The sequence below is a fragment of the Faecalibacterium sp. AM43-5AT genome (assembly GCF_003603345.1).
Lineage (GTDB): Bacteria > Bacillota > Clostridia > Oscillospirales > Ruminococcaceae > Faecalibacterium > Faecalibacterium taiwanense.
In genome coordinates this window covers 23,472-42,585 of the sequence record NZ_QVGZ01000005.1, presented here as the reverse complement: position 1 = coordinate 42,585, position 19,114 = coordinate 23,472, and the positions used below count along the sequence as shown (strand labels likewise).

At 47.8% G+C, this 19,114-nt stretch carries 25 protein-coding genes and 2 pseudogenes; all 27 read left to right on the top strand.

Annotated elements, in window-relative coordinates:
• Nucleotides 1-125 precede the first annotated feature (125 nt).
• The 27 genes and pseudogenes from DW937_RS07920 to DW937_RS07790 all read left to right on the top strand — a co-directional run bounded on the left by DW937_RS07920 (nucleotide 126) and on the right by DW937_RS07790 (nucleotide 18,687).
• Entirely contained in the window at nucleotides 126-641 is a 516-nt protein-coding gene (locus DW937_RS07920; RefSeq protein ID WP_120120587.1) for a helix-turn-helix domain-containing protein, read from the top strand.
• A 125-nt stretch (nucleotides 642-766) separates the two neighbouring features.
• The gene (locus DW937_RS07915; protein WP_117475934.1) at nucleotides 767-1,636 is read left to right on the top strand and encodes a DUF6017 domain-containing protein; all 870 of its coding nucleotides are present in this window, start codon (nucleotides 767-769) and stop codon (nucleotides 1,634-1,636) included.
• Entirely contained in the window at nucleotides 1,636-2,472 is an 837-nt protein-coding gene (locus DW937_RS07910) for a ParA family protein (RefSeq protein WP_117475933.1), read from the top strand. The genes DW937_RS07915 and DW937_RS07910 overlap by 1 nt, the downstream gene beginning before the upstream one ends.
• Entirely contained in the window at nucleotides 2,429-3,373 is a 945-nt protein-coding gene (locus DW937_RS07905) for a ParB/RepB/Spo0J family partition protein (protein WP_097791889.1), read from the top strand. Before DW937_RS07910 ends, DW937_RS07905 begins: the two co-directional genes overlap by 44 nt.
• A 68-nt stretch (nucleotides 3,374-3,441) precedes the next feature.
• Nucleotides 3,442-3,864 carry a hypothetical protein gene (locus tag DW937_RS07900; protein WP_097839639.1) on the top strand — a complete coding sequence of 141 codons (423 nt, stop codon included), beginning with the start codon at nucleotides 3,442-3,444 and terminating at the stop codon, nucleotides 3,862-3,864.
• A gap of 8 nt (nucleotides 3,865-3,872) precedes the next feature.
• Complete coding sequence (locus DW937_RS15410) at nucleotides 3,873-4,004, top strand: hypothetical protein (RefSeq protein ID WP_279221256.1); 132 nt, start codon at nucleotides 3,873-3,875, stop codon at nucleotides 4,002-4,004.
• Entirely contained in the window at nucleotides 3,991-4,428 is a 438-nt protein-coding gene (locus tag DW937_RS07895) for a DUF3846 domain-containing protein (RefSeq protein WP_120120586.1), read from the top strand. The genes DW937_RS15410 and DW937_RS07895 overlap by 14 nt, the downstream gene beginning before the upstream one ends.
• A 24-nt stretch (nucleotides 4,429-4,452) precedes the next feature.
• Entirely contained in the window at nucleotides 4,453-4,917 is a 465-nt protein-coding gene (locus DW937_RS07890) for a PcfB family protein (protein WP_120120585.1), read from the top strand.
• On the top strand, nucleotides 4,914-5,222 hold the full coding sequence (locus DW937_RS07885) for a conjugal transfer protein TraG (protein ID WP_120120584.1): 309 nt from the start codon (nucleotides 4,914-4,916) through the stop codon (nucleotides 5,220-5,222). The genes DW937_RS07890 and DW937_RS07885 overlap by 4 nt, the downstream gene beginning before the upstream one ends.
• A gap of 43 nt (nucleotides 5,223-5,265) precedes the next feature.
• The gene (locus tag DW937_RS07880; protein ID WP_207732025.1) at nucleotides 5,266-7,113 is read left to right on the top strand and encodes a recombinase family protein; all 1,848 of its coding nucleotides are present in this window, start codon (nucleotides 5,266-5,268) and stop codon (nucleotides 7,111-7,113) included.
• Between the two features lie 79 nt (nucleotides 7,114-7,192).
• A complete protein-coding gene (locus tag DW937_RS07875) occupies nucleotides 7,193-7,387 on the top strand; it encodes a transposon-encoded TnpW family protein (RefSeq protein WP_071143486.1) in 195 nt (64 codons plus the stop codon).
• A gap of 154 nt (nucleotides 7,388-7,541) precedes the next feature.
• Nucleotides 7,542-7,844 carry a hypothetical protein gene (locus DW937_RS07870; protein ID WP_071143485.1) on the top strand — a complete coding sequence of 101 codons (303 nt, stop codon included), beginning with the start codon at nucleotides 7,542-7,544 and terminating at the stop codon, nucleotides 7,842-7,844.
• A gap of 70 nt (nucleotides 7,845-7,914) precedes the next feature.
• On the top strand, nucleotides 7,915-8,526 hold the full coding sequence (locus DW937_RS07865; RefSeq protein ID WP_071143484.1) for a recombinase family protein: 612 nt from the start codon (nucleotides 7,915-7,917) through the stop codon (nucleotides 8,524-8,526).
• A 385-nt stretch (nucleotides 8,527-8,911) separates the two neighbouring features.
• Complete coding sequence (locus DW937_RS07855) at nucleotides 8,912-8,995, top strand: 23S rRNA methyltransferase attenuation leader peptide (RefSeq protein WP_001814874.1); 84 nt, start codon at nucleotides 8,912-8,914, stop codon at nucleotides 8,993-8,995.
• 124 nt (nucleotides 8,996-9,119) lie between these two features.
• Entirely contained in the window at nucleotides 9,120-9,857 is a 738-nt protein-coding gene (gene erm(B), locus DW937_RS07850; RefSeq protein ID WP_001038795.1) for a 23S rRNA (adenine(2058)-N(6))-methyltransferase Erm(B), read from the top strand.
• Nucleotides 9,802-9,941 (top strand): annotated as a pseudogene (locus DW937_RS07845) (rRNA adenine methyltransferase); the annotation flags it as partial. The gene erm(B) and the pseudogene DW937_RS07845, both read left to right, overlap by 56 nt.
• Before the next feature lie 26 nt (nucleotides 9,942-9,967).
• On the top strand, nucleotides 9,968-10,306 hold the full coding sequence (locus DW937_RS07840; protein ID WP_102288625.1) for a hypothetical protein: 339 nt from the start codon (nucleotides 9,968-9,970) through the stop codon (nucleotides 10,304-10,306).
• Between the two features lie 102 nt (nucleotides 10,307-10,408).
• A complete protein-coding gene (locus tag DW937_RS07835) occupies nucleotides 10,409-10,744 on the top strand; it encodes a DUF3847 domain-containing protein (RefSeq protein WP_071143482.1) in 336 nt (111 codons plus the stop codon).
• 160 nt (nucleotides 10,745-10,904) lie between these two features.
• Nucleotides 10,905-12,473, top strand: a complete 1,569-nt coding sequence (mobQ, locus tag DW937_RS07830) for a MobQ family relaxase (RefSeq protein ID WP_242700206.1) — start codon at nucleotides 10,905-10,907, stop codon at nucleotides 12,471-12,473.
• Entirely contained in the window at nucleotides 12,470-14,353 is a 1,884-nt protein-coding gene (locus DW937_RS07825; RefSeq protein ID WP_071143481.1) for an AAA family ATPase, read from the top strand. The genes mobQ and DW937_RS07825 overlap by 4 nt, the downstream gene beginning before the upstream one ends.
• 176 nt (nucleotides 14,354-14,529) lie before the next feature.
• On the top strand, nucleotides 14,530-15,969 hold the full coding sequence (locus DW937_RS07820) for a VirD4-like conjugal transfer protein, CD1115 family (RefSeq protein WP_120120583.1): 1,440 nt from the start codon (nucleotides 14,530-14,532) through the stop codon (nucleotides 15,967-15,969).
• A gap of 135 nt (nucleotides 15,970-16,104) precedes the next feature.
• Nucleotides 16,105-16,227 (top strand): annotated as a pseudogene (locus DW937_RS07815) (Maff2 family protein); the annotation flags it as partial.
• Between the two features lie 232 nt (nucleotides 16,228-16,459).
• Entirely contained in the window at nucleotides 16,460-17,125 is a 666-nt protein-coding gene (locus DW937_RS07810) for a DUF3796 domain-containing protein (protein WP_050540877.1), read from the top strand.
• A gap of 2 nt (nucleotides 17,126-17,127) precedes the next feature.
• Nucleotides 17,128-17,328, top strand: a complete 201-nt coding sequence (locus DW937_RS07805) for a helix-turn-helix transcriptional regulator (protein WP_032747079.1) — start codon at nucleotides 17,128-17,130, stop codon at nucleotides 17,326-17,328.
• A gap of 242 nt (nucleotides 17,329-17,570) precedes the next feature.
• Nucleotides 17,571-17,888: a hypothetical protein gene (locus DW937_RS07800; RefSeq protein ID WP_243032367.1), complete on the top strand. Its 318-nt coding sequence runs from the start codon at nucleotides 17,571-17,573 to the stop codon at nucleotides 17,886-17,888.
• A gap of 162 nt (nucleotides 17,889-18,050) precedes the next feature.
• Nucleotides 18,051-18,494: a sigma-70 family RNA polymerase sigma factor gene (locus DW937_RS07795; protein ID WP_118685223.1), complete on the top strand. Its 444-nt coding sequence runs from the start codon at nucleotides 18,051-18,053 to the stop codon at nucleotides 18,492-18,494.
• Nucleotides 18,487-18,687 (top strand): helix-turn-helix domain-containing protein, encoded by a 201-nt coding sequence (locus tag DW937_RS07790; protein WP_118685221.1) that lies wholly within the window; start codon nucleotides 18,487-18,489, stop codon nucleotides 18,685-18,687. The genes DW937_RS07795 and DW937_RS07790 overlap by 8 nt, the downstream gene beginning before the upstream one ends.
• Nucleotides 18,688-19,114 lie beyond the last annotated feature (427 nt).

Genomic DNA, 19,114 nt, shown 5'->3' with positions numbered 1-19,114 from the left:
AAAGAGTGCACAAAATTTGTTCTTGATCTTTTTCAAAAAAAAAATAGACCTCATCTTTTTGATGAAGTCTATTTTTCTTTAGCCTCTTAACTTAACGGCATTGGGCGAATGCCTGATGGGCTTTTATGCCGGTGGTGGGGGTCGAACCCACACGTGTTATTAGCACAAGGGATTTTGAGTTTTTATCCGCATCTTCCATCTGGTGTCATCCAGTGATATCTAGTGATATCTGGTTCCCACTGTGCAAAGGCAAAATTCACGCCTCAACGAACAATAATTTGAAATATCCACGATTTTTCGATGCGTTTTTCCTCTACTCTGTTTTTTCGGTTTGGACCGCCCAAATGGAAATTGGAGGGATGTTCAGGAGGGATGCAGGGCAAAACGCTCCTCTGCTTAGGCACAAAACGAAAGGAAAGTCAAGGATAATGAATCAAAATCAAGCAAAAGAGTATTATAAAAAATTATTTGTGAACTATCCTGATGTGCTGTCTGTCGAAGAAGCAACAACTTTACTCGGTTTCAAAAGCCAGACTGCCATCATCAGAAGAATCCATCAACATAGAATTCGCTGCCTGAAAGTCGGACGATCTTTCATGATTCCGAAAGAATATCTCATCGACTATCTTTTGGATAGCTAAATTATATAGCCATTATATTACATAGCGCACCACTTTTCAATAAGAAAAGAGTGCGCTTTTTATTTTCAAACGAAAGGCGGTTGATTTTTTGAACACAAGCTGGAGCAAAACGTTGAAAAAGCCACATGACCCTTGACTACTTTTACGGACAAGCCGGAGAACTGTTTTCATTCTACCGCATTCCCAAGGCTCTTTTTCAGGAGCCACGGTTCCAGAGTCTGTCCACCGATGCAAAAACCCTGTACGGCATCCTGCTGGACCGCATGAGCCTGTCTGTGAAAAACGGCTGGCTGGACGAGCAGAACCGGGTGTTCATCATCTTCACGATAGAGGATGTCAAGAGGGCGTTGTGTTGCGCAGACAACAAAGCGACCAAGCTGCTCCGGGAACTCGAAAAGTTTGGTCTGATTGAACGAAAACGCAGAGGTCTGGGAAAGCCAAGTTTGGTGTATGTGAAGAACTTTTCGGCAGAATCGTCAAAATCAATATTCCAAAATCGTGATTTTCACGATTCTGGAGGCTTCAAAAACGCAAGTCAAGACCCTTCAAAATCACGATGTAATAAGACTAAAGAGAATGATACTGAAATGAGTGAGACTGATCCATTCAATTCTGAAGAAGCGGATGGGATGAGCAAACGCACCCAACTGGAAGAATATTTTTCTCAGTCTTTGGAGATAGACCTTTTGCTCCGGCTCTGCCCGGATGACAAGGACATTATCTACCAGATCGTAGACTTGCTGGTGGACACCTGCGCTACCAACCGTAAGCTGCTGCACATTGCTGGGGACGATAAGCCCGCCGAGGTGGTATGCAGTCGGTTTATGAAGTTGAACGCCGACCACATCCGCTTTGTGCTGAAGTGCTTTGCAGAGAACAGCAGCCCGATCCGTAACATGAAACAATATCTGCTCGCTTCTCTGTACAACGCGCCCACCACCATGCAGCTTTCCTACCAGAACCAAACCAACCACGACTTAGCGAATCGGAGGTGATGAAAATTTCAAAGAAAGCAACCACGATAGCCATCGTCAACCAGAAAGGCGGCACCGGCAAGACCACCACCTGTGAAAATCTGGGCATCGGGCTGGCGATGGAGGGCAAAAAAGTTCTGCTGGTGGACACTGACCCGCAGGGCAGTCTTACCATCAGCATGGGCTGGCAGCAGCCGGACGAGCTGCCTGCCACATTGTCTACTCTGATGCAGAAAGCCATGAACGACCAGCCTATCCAACCCGGTGAGGGCATCCTGCACCATGCAGAGGGCGTAGACCTCATCCCTGCCAACATCGAATTGGCAGGATTGGAGGTGGCTCTGGTAAACAGCATGAACCGGGAAAAGATGCTCAAACAGGTGTTGGACGGAGCAAAACGGGAGTACGATTATATCCTGCTGGACTGTACTCCCTCCCTTGGTATGCTCACCATCAATGCACTGGCAGCGGCAGACACTGCTTTGATACCCGTACAGGCTCAATATCTTTCTGCCAAAGGTCTGGAGCAGCTTTTGCAGACAATCTGTAAGGTACACCGGCAGAAAATCAATCCGAAGCTGAAAATCGAGGGCATCCTGCTCACCATGACGGACAGCCGCACCAACTATGGAAAGCAGATCGACACTTTGATTCGTCAGGCATACGGTAGTAAAATCAAGGTGTTCGACCAGACCATTCCCCGGTCTGTTCGTGCTGCTGAAACCAGTGCCGCCGGCAAGAGCATTTTCCAGTATGACCCCAAGAGCAAGGTGGCAGAAGCCTATCAATCTCTTGCGAAGGAGGTGTTGGTGGATGCCGAAAAGCGGCTTAAACGTAGCACTGAAAGGTCTCGATGATATTTTTTCGACCGAAGAGTCCCGGCAGGAAGAACAGCGGGAGCAGGTACAACAGATTCCCGTCAGCGAACTTTTCCCGTTCAAAAACCACCCGTTCAAAGTTCTGGACGATGATTCCATGACCCGGACGGTGGAAAGCATTTCGCAGTTCGGTGTGCTTGCGCCGCTGATTGCCCGCCCCAGACCAGAGGGCGGCTATGAGATCATCTCCGGGCATCGTCGGAAACACGCCGCAGAGCTTGCAAATCTGGACACCGTGCCTGTCATTGTGCGAAACATGGAGGATGATGCCGCCACGATATTGATGGTCGATTCCAATTTGCAGAGAGAACACATCCTGCCCAGCGAGCGGGCATTTGCGTACAAGATGAAGCTGGATGCAATAAAAAATCAAGGTGCTAGGTCAGATTTAACTTCGTCCCAAGTTGGGACGAAGTTGAGAGCCGATGAAAAAGTAGCAAAAGATTCAGGCGAAAGTCGCAATCAAGTCCAGCGTTTTGTGCGTCTGACGAACCTTGTCCCTGAATTGCTCGACATGGTAGACGAGAAAAAAATCTCTTTTAACCCTGCGGTAGAACTGTCCTATCTGGACGAAAAACAGCAACAGGATTTTTTAGAAGCAATGGATGCTTCTCAGAACGCACCATCTCTTTCACAAGCCATTCGGATAAAAAAGCTGGCGCAGCAGGGTGAGTTTGACTATGATGCAGTCTACAACATTATGAATGAGGAAAAGAAAAGCGAACTGGACACCGTGACCATCAAAAACGAAACCCTGCGGAAATACTTTCCACGCAATTACACGCCCCGGCAGATGGAAAGCATCATCATCAAGCTGCTCGACCAGTGGCAACTAAAAAAGCAACAGGCAAAACAGAAGAAGCAGGAAGAAGCGCGCTGATCGCAGACTGAACCAAAAGACCCAGTTCCGGGTCTTTTATTTTTGCAAAAATTTTGGAGGAAACGTCTATGAACTTTACTACCACTCACATCCGTTCCGAGAAAGTCACCATTGATACTCGCATCTACACGATTCTGAACGGCAGAAAAAAGCCTGGTGAAGTCTATCTCGCTGCCATTGCCCCGGATATGGAGCTGACCATCATCACGCTGGACGAGGCTCCCGGCATCCTGCCCTGCTTTGAGGAGGATGATGCCTGCCTGAACCTTCCCAACACCTCGCTGCTGCTCTGCTACAACCCGGCGCAGGTGCTGAAGATGGGCGGAAAGCACTACCTGACCGGCCCGGTGATTCTTGTTCGCACCAACATGGACGGCGAGGTCATCTCGCTGACCATCGATGAAGTCTACCTGTTCCAGAAGTATCTGGCAAGCCACAGCATCACCCTGATGGCAGACGACCAGAAGCTGCCCTGCATCTGCATGGAGTGAGGTGTGCCATGCTGAACTTTTTTATCGGTTTCGCCTTTTTTGAAGCAGGTGCCATTTTCGGCTTCTTTGTGGCGGCTCTGATGCAGGCGGCACAGAGCCGCGAAATCGGGCTGAACGGAAAGGAGGATTCGCATGGCTGAAAACACCTTGTCGGTGCTGAAAATTGCACCGGGACAGTATCCGCAGCAGGTCGAGATCGATAACGACCTGAAGACTTTGCAGCAGGCAGTGGGCGGCTCCATCGGCGCAAGCTACCCATTTGAAGATCCGGTTGCCATCGTTTATAACGATGACGGCAAGCTCATGGGTCTGCCCCTGAACCGTGCCCTTCGGGATGAAAACGGAGAAATGTATGATGCCGTTGCTGGGACTTTTCTCGTGGTGGGGCTGGGCGAAGAGGATTTTGTATCGCTCTCCCCGGAACTGGCACAGAAGTACGAGCAGCTTTTCCATCAACCGGAAGCCTTTCTGAAGCTGGGCAACCGTCTGCTGGTGCTGCCGGTGCCTGATGAACCCCCGGCAGAAAAGCCCCGCACCAAGCCCTCGGCAGAGCATGAACGCTAAAAGCATCCTGCTGCATGGGAGGTGATGGCAGTGCAGGAAGAAATCGAACAGAAATCATTCAACATTATGATCTCTACCACCAAGCTGTCTGCCCGGACCGTTCTCCGGGCGGTAAAAGCGGCGTTTCGGCTGTACCAGTCCAAGGCATCCCAAGGCAAGCAGAGCGTCCGCACCCTTCTGCGGCAAAACCGGGGTGTGTCCAGCGTGGAGATCAGCAAGACCGGCATCCGTGGTCTGGAACGCTACGCCAAAAAGTACGGCATCGACTATGCCATCCGCAAGGACACCTCCGAAGTGCCGCCCCGGTATCTGGTCTTTTTCAAAGCCCCGGATGCAGAAGCCTTCAACTCGGCGTTCAAAGAGTATTCGGCATCTCTGCTGAACAGAGACAAACGCCCCTCGGTGCTGGCAAAACTGCATGAACTGGTGCAGGCGGCGGCAGAACTCCCCGGCAAAGTCCGGCATAAGGAACAGGAGCGTGGACTGTGACCACGAAAAAGCTGACAAAGCTGCTGGCACTGTATCTGCCCTATATTTTGCTGGGGCTGGTGGCAACCAACATTGGCGAAGCGTGGCGGCTTGCCGAGGGCAAAGAGCTGGGGGATAAGATCATGGCGATGATGGGCACCGTTCCGGTGGCGTTTGCGAACCCGCTGCCCAGCTTGCATCCGCTCGATTTGCTGGTGGGCTTGTGCTGCGGTGCAGGGTTACGGCTGGCGGTCTATTTGCGTGGAAAAAACGCCAAGAAGTACCGCCACGGCATGGAGTACGGCTCTGCCCGGTGTGGTGCATAATCTTAACTGTAAGGAAAACTATGTGGACGCAGGAGGTATGCACATGAACGAATATAATAAAATTACAGCCCTTTACTCCCGCCTTTCCGTCGGGGACGAGGACAGAGATGGCGGCGAGAGCAACAGCATTGTAAACCAAAAGGCATTTCTGGAACGGTACGCCCAACAGCAGAGATTAACCAATATCCGGCACTACATTGACGATGACGAAAGCGGCAGGTTCTTTGACCGCTCTGCCTATTCCCGCATGATGGAGGATGTGGAAAACGGAAAAATAGGCGTCTGCATTATGAAAGACCTGACGCGCTGGGGGCGTGATTATCTCCAAGTCGGCAATGCAATGGAGGTATTCAGACGGAACAATGTCCGCTTTATCGCGGTCAATAACGGCATAGACAGCGACAATCCCGATACATTGGAGTTTGCGCCCTTTATCAATATCATGTCGGAGTGGTACGCAAAGGACATCAGCAAGAAAGTAAAAACGGGTATCAGGACCAAGGGTGCAAGCGGCAAACCCATCGCCACCGAAGCCCCATACGGATATATGAAAGACCCGAACAACAAGGATTTTTGGATAATCGACGAGGAAGCCGCCGAAGTGGTACGCTTGATTTTCCGTCTGTTTATCGGCGGGAAGAACAGAAACCAAATTGCCGTATATCTCAAAAACGAGCAAATCCTCACGCCTACGTTCTACCTCAAACAGCACGACAGAGGGACAGCGAAAAGCAGACCGCTGAACGAGGAAAATCGCTATAAATGGAACAAAGCAACCTTAACCAAGATACTCACAAGGCAGGAGTATTGTGGTGATGTTGTCAATTTCAAGACCACAAAGCATTTTCGGGACAAGCGCAACCACTATGTAGATAAAAGCGAATGGCAGATAACCGAGAATGTGCATGAGCCGATTATCGACCGCGCCGACTTTGAAACCGTACAGCGGATTTTGGAAAACGCGCCTGTCAGACGCCCTAACGGGGACGGAGAAATCCACCCTTTGTCGGGCTTGATGTTCTGTAAAGACTGCGGCGCAAAAATGCACATTCGCATAGATTACAGGAACGGCGGCAAGCGTCATGTTGCCTTTTGCAGCGAGTACCACAAGGGCAAAGCCAAAAATCCCAAATGCAATTCCCCGCACATCATAGACGCTGATTTAGTCATGCAGACTATCGCGGATGTTCTGAAAAAAGTTGCAGAATACTCCATAAGCAACCGGGAGGAATTTGAAGCATTAGTCCGAAAAAACCTTGATATGCAGCAGACGGACAAGAGCAAAAAACAGCAGAAGCGTATTCCGCAAATTACAACACGCCTTGAACAGATTGACAAGGTGCTGAATAAACTCTACGAGGATAACGCCCTCGGTGCTATCCCACAAGACCGATACGAGCAAATGTCACAGAAATATTCGGAGGAATACTATACGCTGAAAGCGGAACTTGCAGAACTCAAAGAACAGTTATCCGCGTTTGAGGACGCAGGAGGATGGGCGCATAAGTTTTTGAAGCTGATAGAACGCTACGCCGCCTTTACCGACCTTACCCCCGCCATTCTCAATGAATTTATCAGCAGAATTGAAGTGCATGAGCGCGATAAGAAAAGGGCAAAACAAGCTGTTCAGCATATCGGGATATATTTCAGCTATATCGGCAAGTTTGAAAACGAACTGACACAGCTTGCAGAGCCGACAGAGGAAGAAATCCGGCAAATGCGGGAGAAAATCGAAGAAGCCCAAAAGGAAAAGAGCCGCGCTTATCATCGGAACTACTCAAAGGAATACCGGGCGAAAAACCTTGAAAAACGCCGGGAGTATGAACGCATCAAGGCGCGGGAATATCGGGCAAAGCGAAAGGCGCAAGCCGCTGCGCTGCCCGTATCGTAAAACAGAATAACCGACAGCAGAAAGGGATTTTCCAACTATGGGAAATCCTTTTTTTGCACCCAAAGGAAGGAGTGACCCAATGACAGAAAAGAAAACCACAACCACCGCGCAGAAGCAGCCGGATGGTATCATCACAACACAGCGGAACGGACAGACCATCGTTGCGGAGTTGTTTTTCAATCACAGAAGCGCAGAAACATTCCGCGACAAGCTGCTGAAAGCGATACTTGCCGACTATTCGCATTTTTCTGCGTCTGACGGTCAAGAGCCGTAAAAACGGAATATTTGACGATTGGAACACTCTGGACGAGGAATGTATCGCCAGAGCATTTTCTATTGAAAAAACGCCGTTTTTCCCAAGTCAAGAGCCGAAGAAAACACCCGAAAAATGCCCCTACTGCGTAACAGGGGCGCAGAAAGGAGAGTTTATGAAAACAGGACTGAAAAAGCAGGAAAAGACCACCGATATTTGGTTTGACGAGAAAGACCCCCTTATCCATATCCGCACCCACAACACCGACTTGAAGAACAGGCTGACCGCGTACAGCCGCCGCTTCCCCTCTGTCTGTAAGCTGACCGACAGCGACCCGGAAACGGGCTGTATGGAGTTTGAGATTGCAAAGGGACGCTTCTCTTTCCGTCTGACCGCACCATACAGCGAGGAACGCAGACAGGCGGCAAGCGACTATGCAAAGAAGCATGGTATTTCAGCCGGGAAAAGCAAGCCATGACACAAAGATACAGTAAAATTATTAGGTAAGGACGGTTGATGTCTATGTAAAACGAACAGGAGGATAAAAATTGACTGGAAGCATTTACGGCTATGTGCGTGTCAGCACAAGAGAACAAAACGAGGACAGGCAGCTTATCGCCTTACGCGAGGTAGGCGTTTCAGATAAGAATATCTTTATGGATAAGCAATCCGGCAAAGATTTTGAGCGTCCACAGTACAAAAAGCTGCTTAGAAAAATGAAAAAAGACGACCTGCTCTATATCAAGAGCATAGATCGTCTGGGACGCAACTATGAAGAAATCTTACAGCAATGGCGTATCATCACAAAGGACAAGGGCGTTGACATTGTGGTTTTGGATATGCCCCTGCTTGATACGCGCCGGGGAAAAGACCTTATGGGAACATTTCTCTCGGATATTGTGCTTCAAGTGCTGTCCTTTGTGGCAGAAAACGAGCGCACCAATATCAGACAGCGGCAAACAGAGGGTATCGCGGCAGCAAAGGCGCGGGGTGTGCGCTTTGGGCGACCACCACGCCCCTTGCCGGATAACTTTCATGCTGTTTATCAGAGGTGGCGTGCCGGGAAAATTACCGGCACAGCAGCCGCAAAAGAGTGTGGTATGCCCCTTGCGACCTTTCGCTACCGGGCAGAAATCTACGAAAAAGCCAAATTATTGTAAATAGGCGGTTTTACAGAAAGGTGTACTTTCCTGTAAACCGCCTATTGCTTATAGGTATTTAATATTATACTTCTTCAGACGGCGTTTTTCAAGTCTTGAAATGTAAATATTCGTTTATATCCCGGCTAATTTGTCGATAAAATGCGTTTACAGGAAAGTACACGTTACTAAAGGGAATGGAGATAAATTATTAGATATACTACTGACAGCTTCCAAGAAGCTAAAGAGGTCCCTAGCGCCTACGGGGAATTTGTATCGATAAGGGGTACAAATTCCCACTAAGCGCTCGGGACCCCTTGTAGGAAAATGTCCTAAAATTTTGTATAATAGGAATTGAAGTTAAATTAGATGCTAAAAATTTGTAATTAAGAAGGAGGGATTCGTCATGTTGGTATTCCAAATGCGTAATGTAGATAAAACATCTACTGTTTTGAAACAGACTAAAAACAGTGATTACGCAGATAAATAAATACGTTAGATTAATTCCTACCAGTGACTAATCTTATGACTTTTTAAACAGATAACTAAAATTACAAACAAATCGTTTAACTTCTGTATTTGTTTATAGATGTAATCACTTCAGGAGAGATTACATGAACAAAAATATAAAATATTCTCAAAACTTTTTAACGAGTGAAAAAGTACTCAACCAAATAATAAAACAATTGAATTTAAAAGAAACCGATACCGTTTACGAAATTGGAACAGGTAAAGGGCATTTAACGACGAAACTGGCTAAAATAAGTAAACAGGTAACGTCTATTGAATTAGACAGTCATCTATTCAACTTATCGTCAGAAAAATTAAAACTGAATACTCGTGTCACTTTAATTCACCAAGATATTCTACAGTTTCAATTCCCTAACAAACAGAGGTATAAAATTGTTGGGAATATTCCTTACCATTTAAGCACACAAATTATTAAAAAAGTGGTTTTTGAAAGCCGTGCGTCTGACATCTATCTGATTGTTGAAGAAGGATTCTACAAGCGTACCTTGGATATTCACCGAACACTAGGGTTGCTCTTGCACACTCAAGTCTCGATTCAGCAATTGCTTAAGCTGCCAGCGGAATGCTTTCATCCTAAACCAAAAGTAAACAGTGTCTTAATAAAACTTACCCGCCATACCACAGATGTTCCAGATAAATATTGGAAGCTATATACGTACTTTGTTTCAAAATGGGTCAATCGAGAATATCGTCAACTGTTTACTAAAAATCAGTTTCATCAAGCAATGAAACACGCCAAAGTAAACAATTTAAGTACCATTACTTATGAGCAAGTATTGTCTATTTTTAATAGTTATCTATTATTTAACGGGAGGAAATAATTCTATGAGTCGCTTTTTTAAATTTGGAAAGTTACACTTTTTAATAACGGAGGGAATGGAATGAAAAAACTTGTAACCTTGCTTCTTTCGCTTGCTTTAGTGCTATCAGCATGGTTTTATTTGTTTTAGTAGCTTTTCAATCTTGCGCTGCCGGATTAGGAAATGCTTTAGCAGATAACGGCGAAGTAAGCGGAACATCAGGAATGTTGCTTGCTTTCTGTATGCTGATTGCAGGCATCGTTGGAGTAGCAACCCGAAAGAGCAAAGGCGGCGGAATTGTTGCCGGAGTATTCTATCTGTTGGGCGGACTGCTGGGAATTGTAAATTACGGTAGCTTCTCTGACCTTGCTATCTGGTCTGTCCTTTGTTTCATTTTCGGAGCTGTCTTTATTTTGGGCTCCTTGAAAATGAAGAAAGCAGATAAAAGTAACACAGACGCGGCAGAATAATATTATTCAAATAACAATAACATAATTCCCCAACAGGGCGACTATTTCCAAACCGAAGTAGCCGCCCTTTTCTTTTACTAAAAATCAAAAAGGAGGGCTACCATGTCGAAGAAAAAACCACCGACCACCATCGAGGAATGTAACGCCGAAATGGAACTGACACAGAAGAAAATCCGGCAGTATGAGAACAGGAACAAAATGCTTGACCGCAAACTTGCCATTGAGAAGCGCAAGGAGCGCAACCACCGTCTTTGTTCGCGGGGCGGCTACCTTGAAAGCCTTGTCCCGGCACTCATTGATATGTCAGAACAGGAAGCCCGCGACTTCCTCTACACCGCGGTTTTCAGCGACAAAGCGCAGGAGTTTTTGAGAAAACGAGCCGGAGAAGCGACACCGAAGAATTACCCTTGCACACAAGGGCGCACTTATACACCCTAACGGGCGTGTGCGCTCTGCCGAGGGCTTTATCTCCGCACCGGGCATTATTGCCTTGTGCAGAGATTGGCGGCTTGCGCCGCGACAGGGAAACCTACACTTTCCCTGCGACAGCTTGCGCTGTCTACCCTTTTGTGTACCCCACGAAAGCGAACACCTTGCTTTGCAAGCTATTCACTTTCATGGGGTTTTGTTGACCGTATCGGGAGGTGATACTATCGCAATCTACCATTGCAGCATTAAGATTGTCAGCCGGGGAAAGGGCAAATCTGCCGTAGCCGCAGCAGCCTACCGCGCCGGAGAGAAGCTGACAAACGAGTGGGACGGACTGACCCACGACTATACAAGAAAAGGCGGCGTTGTTCATTCTGAAATCATGCTGCCGCCCCATGCCCCACCCTCTTTCTCTGACCGTTCTATTCTATGGAACAGCGTGGAGCAAATCGAAAAATCGAATAACTCACAGCTTGCGAGGGAAATCGAAATCGCCCTACCTGTTGAACTTTCAAGAGAGGAACAGACCCGCCTTGTCCGGGAATACTGTTCCTCTCAATTTGTTTCCAAAGGAATGTGCGCCGACTTCAATATCCACGACACAGGCAACGGCAACCCACACGCTCATATCCTTTTGACTATGCGCCCCCTTGATGAAAAAGGCACATGGGCGGCGAAGTCAAAAAAGGAATATGTCCTTGACGAAAATGGGGAGCGCGTAAAGCTGCCAAGCGGCAGATACAAGACGCGCAAGGTTGACCTTATGGACTGGAACAGGCAGGAGAACGCCGACCTATGGCGCAAGGCGTGGGCTGACCTTGCCAACGACTATTTAGAGCGAAGCGGCAGCGCGGAGCGTATCGACCACCGCAGCCATGCAGAGCGTGGTATTGAGGAACTCCCCACCGTCCACATGGGTGTTGCAGCTTCCCAAATGGAGAAGAAAGGCATAGCCACCGACAAGGGAGAAATCAACCGCATGATACAAAAGACCAACCGACTTATGCGGGAAATCCGGGGCTATATCGACAGCTTGAAAGAATGGCTTGCGGAGGTTTTCGCCGCTAAGAAGCAACTGCAAGCTGCCCCGCACTCTCCCGATATTGCCACGCTGCTTACAAGGTATTTGAGCATTGAACGAGAGAAAAGCCGGAAGTATTCACAGGGCTGGCAGCAACAGCATACTGCCGGGGAATTGCAAAAAATCAGCAAGGCGATTGTCTATCTGCAAAGCAAGGGCATTGCTACCCTTGAAGATTTGGACGCTGCCCTTTCCTCTGTTGATGAAGAAGCAAAGCGGCTGAATACAAGCGTTGTTGCCAAGCAGAAGCGCATGAGGACATTGGAAAAGTTTATCGAGCATGGCAGCAACTACAACCGCTTGAAGCCCATTCACGATGAACTGAAAACGCTGAAAAACGGATGGGGCAAAAAGAGAGAAAAATTTGAGCAAGCCCACGAAAGCGACCTCATTATCTGGAACGCCGCCAACCGTTTCCTGCACGCAAATCTGCCGGAGGGTACAAAGTCTTTCAAGGTGTCCGAGTGGCAGAAAGAATTTGACGAACTGAAAGCCCAATCCACAGGCGAATATGAAGAACTGAAAACAAAGCGCAGCGAGGTTAAGGAGTTACAGCAAATCCGAAAGTGCATTGATATTGTAGAGCAAGCCGAGCAGCGCACACAGGAACAGACACACCAAACACCAAGACGCAAAAAGGAGGATATTTCCCTATGACCTACACCAAAGAACAGATTGACCGGGCAAATCAGACCGACCTTGTATCATTCCTGCAAGCCCAGGGCGAACAGCTTGAACGCGCCGGACAGGAGTACCGTTGGAAACGGCACGACAGCTTGACGGTCAGAGAAAACAGATGGTATCGGCACAGCCAGAGCAAAGGCGGCGGTCCGATTGATTTTGTCATGGAGTTTTACGGCAAAAGTTTTCTTGAAGCCGTTGAAATGCTGATAGGCGAACGGGGCGAAGCACCCCCACCCGTCTATCTGCAATTCAGACTACCACCCAAAAGCCCCGACAACCAAACAGCGAGGAACTACCTTACAGCCGCCCGGCGCATTGATGAAGATGTGTCGGGCTTTTTCTTTTCCTGCGGCGATCTCTACGAGGAAGCCGCCCACCATAACGCCGTATTTGTCGGCAGAGATGAAAGCGGCATACCGAGATATGCCCACCAACGGGGAACGGTGGGCAGCTTCCGGCTTGATGTGAAAGGCAGCGACAAGACTTTTAACTTCTGCTACCGGGGCGAGGGCGAAAGGCTTTTTGTCTTTGAAGCCCCCATTGACCTGTTATCTTTCCTCTGCCTGTTCAAAAAGGAATGGCAGAAACAAAGCTATCTGTCATTGGGCGGCGTGAGTGAAAAAGCCCTGCTGCGTTTTCTCTCTGACCGTCCGAATATCAAGACCGTCTATCTCTGCCTTGACAGCGACAAAGCCGGGACAGACGCTTGCAGCCGCCTTAACAGCATTATCCCCCAAGGCTACACCGTCAATCGCCTTGTACCGTTGTTCAAAGACTGGAACGAGGTTTTACAGCGTAAAGAGGAAATTACAGACGGAAAATATCTGCGCGAAGCTGTCTATGGCTTGCGTGAGCCGCAACAGGAAGAAACCGTTGAAATTATCCGCATGAGCGAGGTTGACACACAGACCGTTGAATGGCTATGGGAGCCGTATATCCCTTTTGGAAAGGTAACAATCGTACAGGGCAACCCCGGCGAGGGAAAAACCACCCTTGCCCTGCGCCTTTGCGCCGCCTGTACCAACCGCAAGCCCTTTCCGGCTATGGCAGAGCATGAGCCTTTTAATGTTATCTATCAGACCGCAGAGGACGGTTTGGGCGATACCGTCAAGCCGCGCCTTATGGAAGCGGACGCAGACCTTGACCGGGTACTTGTCATTGACGAGGGCAAACAGGAATTGTCCTTATCCGATGAACGCATAGAAAGGGCAATCCGGCAGACCGGGGCGCGTCTTATAATCCTTGACCCCATACAGGCGTATGTAGGCGAAAAAACGGATATGAACAAGGCAAACGAAATACGCCCTATCTTTCGCCGCCTTGCCGAAGTTGCAGAGCGTACCGGGTGTGCCGTTGTGCTTATCGGGCACTTGAACAAAGCTGCCGGAGGTCAGAGCGCATACCGGGGATTAGGCTCTATCGACTTCCGAGCCGCCGCTCGTAGTGTGCTGCTCATAGGGCGCGTGAAACGAGAGCCGAATGTGCGCGTTATCATTCACGACAAATCTTCCCTTGCACCGGAGGGTAAGCCTATGGCGTTTTCGTTGGGCGCGGAAAGCGGCTTTTCATGGATAGGCGAATATGACATTACCGCTGATGAACTGCTGTCCGGCACAGGCGGCAACACCGAAACCAAGACCGAGCAAGCGGAAAGGTTGATACTCGATTTACTTGCAGACGGTAAGGAAATGGCAAGCGAGGATATTGTCAAGGCGGCAGCCGAAGCCGGAATATCCGAAAGAACGGTACAAAATGCCAAGCGCAGCATGGGCGGCATATTGGGCGCAAGGCGCGTTGGAAGTCAATGGTACAACTTCATCAAGAAGAAGCAGCCGCCCGAAACTGCAAAATGAAAGTGCAAAACGCAGAGCCTTTGCACCTTGCACTTTCGCACTTTCACTTTATCAACTCGCCCCATGTTGACCGCATGGGGCTTTTCTCTTGAAAAAATCCTGTTTTGCGTCAATAAATTGCGAAAAGCACTTGACAAAACGCTTCATGGGGCACCGCCAAGGATATTGAGCCGTTCATGGCACCCAAGTTTGCAGACAACATCATCCTGACCAAAACGGAACGGCTGATGATGTCCAACCGCCCACCGGACCCCAAAAACGCCCGGAACAAAAATGTGCTGGTGGTGGGAGGCTCCGGCAGCGGCAAGACGAGATTTTGGCTTAAACCCAACCTTTTACAATGTCATAGTTCCTATGTGGTCACTGACCCGAAAGGTAGTATCGTGGTCGAGTGCGGGAACGCACTTCTGAAAAACGGTTACAAGCTGAAAATCCTGAACACCATCAACTTCAAAAAGTCCATGCACTATAACCCCTTCGCCTATGTCCACAGCGAAAAGGACATTCTCAAACTGGTCACAACCCTGATGACCAACACCAAGGGTGAAGGGTCCGGCGGGGACCCATTCTGGGAAAAATCGGAGCGTCTTTTGCTTACTGCCCTGATCGCTTATCTGCACTATGAAGCCCCGGTGGAGGAGCAGAATTTTGCAACACTGTTAGAAATGCTCAACACCATGCAAGTGCTGGAGGACGACGAGGAATACCAGAACCCTGTGGACTTGCTGTTTGAGGAACTGGCAAAAAAGAAGCCCAACAGCTTTGCCGGGCGGCAGTACAAACTTTACAAGCTGGCTGCAGGTAAGACTGCGAAATCCATCCTGATTTCCTGCGGTGCCAGGCTCGCCCCATTTGACATCCAAGAGCTGCGGGACCTCACCATGTACGATGAACTGCAACTGGACACGCTGGGCGATAAGAAAACGGCGCTGTTCCTCATCATGTCGGACACGGATTCCACCTTCAACTTTCTGATTTCAATGGTCTACACCCAGCTTTTCAATCTGCTGTGCGATAAAGCAGATGATGTGTACGGCGGCAAGCTGCCCATCCATGTGCGGTGCCTGATCGACGAGTGTGCCAACATCGGGCAGATTCCAAATCTGGAAAAGCTGGTGGCGACCATCCGCAGCCGTGAGATCTCAGCCTGCCTTGTTTTGCAGGCGAGAAGCCAGTTGAAAGCCATCTACAAGGACAATGCGGATACCATCGTAGGCAACATGGACAGCCAGATTTTCCTCGGCGGCAGCGAGCCTACCACCCTGAAAGACCTGTCGGAGATGCTGGGCAAGGAGACCATCGACGCATTCAACACCTCGGACACCCGTGGCAACAGCCCCAGCTACGGCACCACCTTCCAAAAGATGGGGCACGAATTATTGAGCCGGGACGAGCTGGCGGTGCTGGACGGCGGCAAGTGCATTTTGCAGCTGCGTGGTGTCAGACCTTTTCTTTCTGACAAATACGACCTGACCCAGCATCCCAACTACAAGCTGACCTCGGACTACGACCCCAAAAACACCTTTGATATTGAAAAATATCTGAACCGCAAAGAAAAAATCAATCCCAATGATGAATTTGTTGTGATTGATGCTGATTCGCTCCCGTCTGCCTAACCCGGTAGGCGGTTTTATTTTTGACCGGAGAGGTACACCAGAAAATCTACTCCGCCGCAGTTCGCGGCACAACATCTATGGTTTCGGGTGTGTACGGACGGTCTTCGATTTTTTCAAAATAAAGGAGAAACGACTATGGAATTCTTTAACTCTGCTATCGAAGTTCTTCAGACTCTGGTTGTGGCTCTGGGTGCCGGTCTCGGCGTGTGGGGTGCCATCAACCTGCTGGAAGGTTATGGTAACGACAACCCCGGCAGCAATGCTCATGTGCGGTAAAGTAACAAATGATAATTTGATAGACAGCAGCCACTATTTCCAAAACACAGACCAATACGAAAAGCTGATGTGGGGATTTTCCTATATCAGCTTTTGTCTTTCTAAGCATTTTTTGGAAAGTGATGTATTTGTATCTTTCCTATTGACAGCCAGCCTTTGAAGTGATATATTTATCTTGTAAAGTGACAAATACATCTCATCGGAGGACACCATTATGAAAAAAAGAACGAAACTCACAATTTGCCTGGGCGTGATATGCGCTCTGCTGGTAGCAATATCTTCATGGTACACGATAGCATTTAACAATTCAAGGTTTATTGTGCCTATGGATTTATCTGAATATGTTTTCAGAGTGCAAGACCTGCCTATGATTATTTCCGGCGTACTTCTTACCTTGTATATTGTGAATATTGTTGTGTTGTTTTTGGAATCTATTAAAACAAACAGGCGTAGGGAATTAACCTTGCAATCCACCAGAACAATAAATCCAAAACTGGGTTTTTTAGGTTTATTAGGATTTGCCGGATTTTTGGGATTTTGGACTTACAGCGTTGACAAGACAATTTTTCCTTTTGTGTTTTTCCTGTTTTTCGGCTTTTTCGGATTTTTCTATGAGGGAAAAATGTCAAATACTCTTATAGATGAACGATACAAAGAAAACAAAATGAAAGCGCAAAGTGTAGCGAACAAAACCTCTCTGTCCATTATTTTTCTTGCAATACTCATTTTGGGACAGGGAAAGCTCATGGATAACCTTGAATATACCTTAATTGCTCTTGTTATTGTTATAGCTCTCTCCATAGCACTTGAAATATTCCTTAGCGAATATCTGCTATATCATTATGATAACGATGAACAGTTTGATGAAAGCGAGGAATAAGTGTGCCGGATTTTGAATGTAGATTAAAAAAGTACAGGCTATTAAAGGATTTGACACAAGAGCAGTTAGCGGCACAGGTAGGCGTGCGGCGAGAAACAATTATGCGGCTGGAAAAGGCACAATACAATCCCTCACTTAAACTGGCGATTGATATTTCAAGAGTTGTTGAAGCACCGATTGAAGAAATATTCGTTTTCAAGTGATTTGTGCGGAATTATGCTTATTTTATAGGCAGTTTTTATAGGCAGTTGCGCTAATGTTAATCTGCATTGCTTGCCGCATAGCAGCTATCATGCTATTTTTGATTTACCAAGACAAAGGAGTGGAACACATCATGTTTAGTGAAAATCTAAAAACTCTCAGAAAACAGAAAGGCTTTTCACAGGAAGAATTAGCAACCAGACTTCATGTAGTCAGACAGACTATCTCCAAATAGGAGAAAAATTTGTCCGTTCCCGACGCTGATACTCTTATTCGTCTGGCTGAAATATTAGAGGTATCTGTCAGTGAATTGCTGGGTACGAAAATTGAAAATGAAAATGTCGCCAGTGATGTTGCCGAACAACTATCCAGAATAAACGAGCAACTGGCAATCAAGAACCGCCGCTCACGTCGTATCTGGAAAATTGTTGCCATTATATTGGCAGTAATCGTTCTTGTGAATATTTTTATTGCTGCCTTTTTCAGCGTTCCAGACCTCAACAGCAATACCCAGAATAACCCGCCAGCAATAAGTGATGAAACGATAAGCATAGATGAATGAAGTCGCTAAAAATAGCAAAACCAGCGGAGCAAATCAACGGTCAAGATGAACGGGCTGCGCCCGCCGTTGACAGTTCCGACTGTCCTTGCTGGTGGGTAATCAAGGGGCGACAGCAAAAAGTGCTGCCGCCCTTTCCCATAATCGAAGAAAGGGGGATTTTCCATGACTGAATACGAAGCCTATCAAGAACATATCCGCTATACCCATGATACCTATTGCCGGATTGTTATTCGCCATGCGTCCTTTGACGCTGCCCGTATGCTGGCAGCGAGGTGGAAACGGGAAATCTCCCTTGAATACTTGACCGAAGAAAAGTTTGTTCCACTAAGCGCCATAGACGAGTATTTTCAAGTTCCAGACTATGGCGAAACTTATCCGTTCTCTGTCCGGGGGCAGACGATACTTTTAGATAGCTGTTCTCTTGCGGCTGCTCTTGCCCGATTGCCGGAACAGACGCAGGAAGAAATCTTTTTGTACTACTTTCAGCACTTGACGCAGAAAGAAATCGGAGAACAAAGCGGCTGGACACGCAGCACAATCGGGCGGCATATACGGCTTGCCTTGAAGCGGCTAAAAGAGGAAATGGAGGTGCTGTCCCATGAGTAACCGACTTCTCCCCTATGACACTATCATAAAGGCACATGAGGGCGACCCCATAGCGATACAAGCCGTCCTTGACCGATACGCTGGATATATCCGCTACTTCTCTAAGATGAACGGCTATTACAACTCTGATATGGAGGACTACATCAGAATAAAGCTGATTGAAAGCCTGTTCAAGTTCCGGCTTGACCGATAACATAGAAACTGAATATCCCGCCGCCCCGCAGCGGCACATGAAGCAGTAAATCCGAAAAAGATTTGCTGCTTTTTTTGCGCTCATTTTTGGCAAATTTCCAAAAGTTCCGTATTAGATAGTGAAACCAAAAAAAGGCTGCCGTTTTTTTTAGACAGCGGGCAAAACGCAGCTTCCGAAACGCCTTATTGTCGGGAAAGACCGAGCCGCCGGAAAAGTTCTTGCCGGAAAGTCCGTCATTTTTGCTTTTTGCGGTGTTGTAGGGAGTAAGGGAAGAACGCCAGCCCGCAGCCTTTTATGAAAAAGCTGGTTGCGATTTTCTGAAAAAGTGGCAGTAGCAAGTGAACGGCAGTCCGGCAGTTTCTTAGAGCAAGATTCTACCGCAGTACCAAAATTCGCTTTTCGCTCATTTTGCTCCTGCGGGAATCTT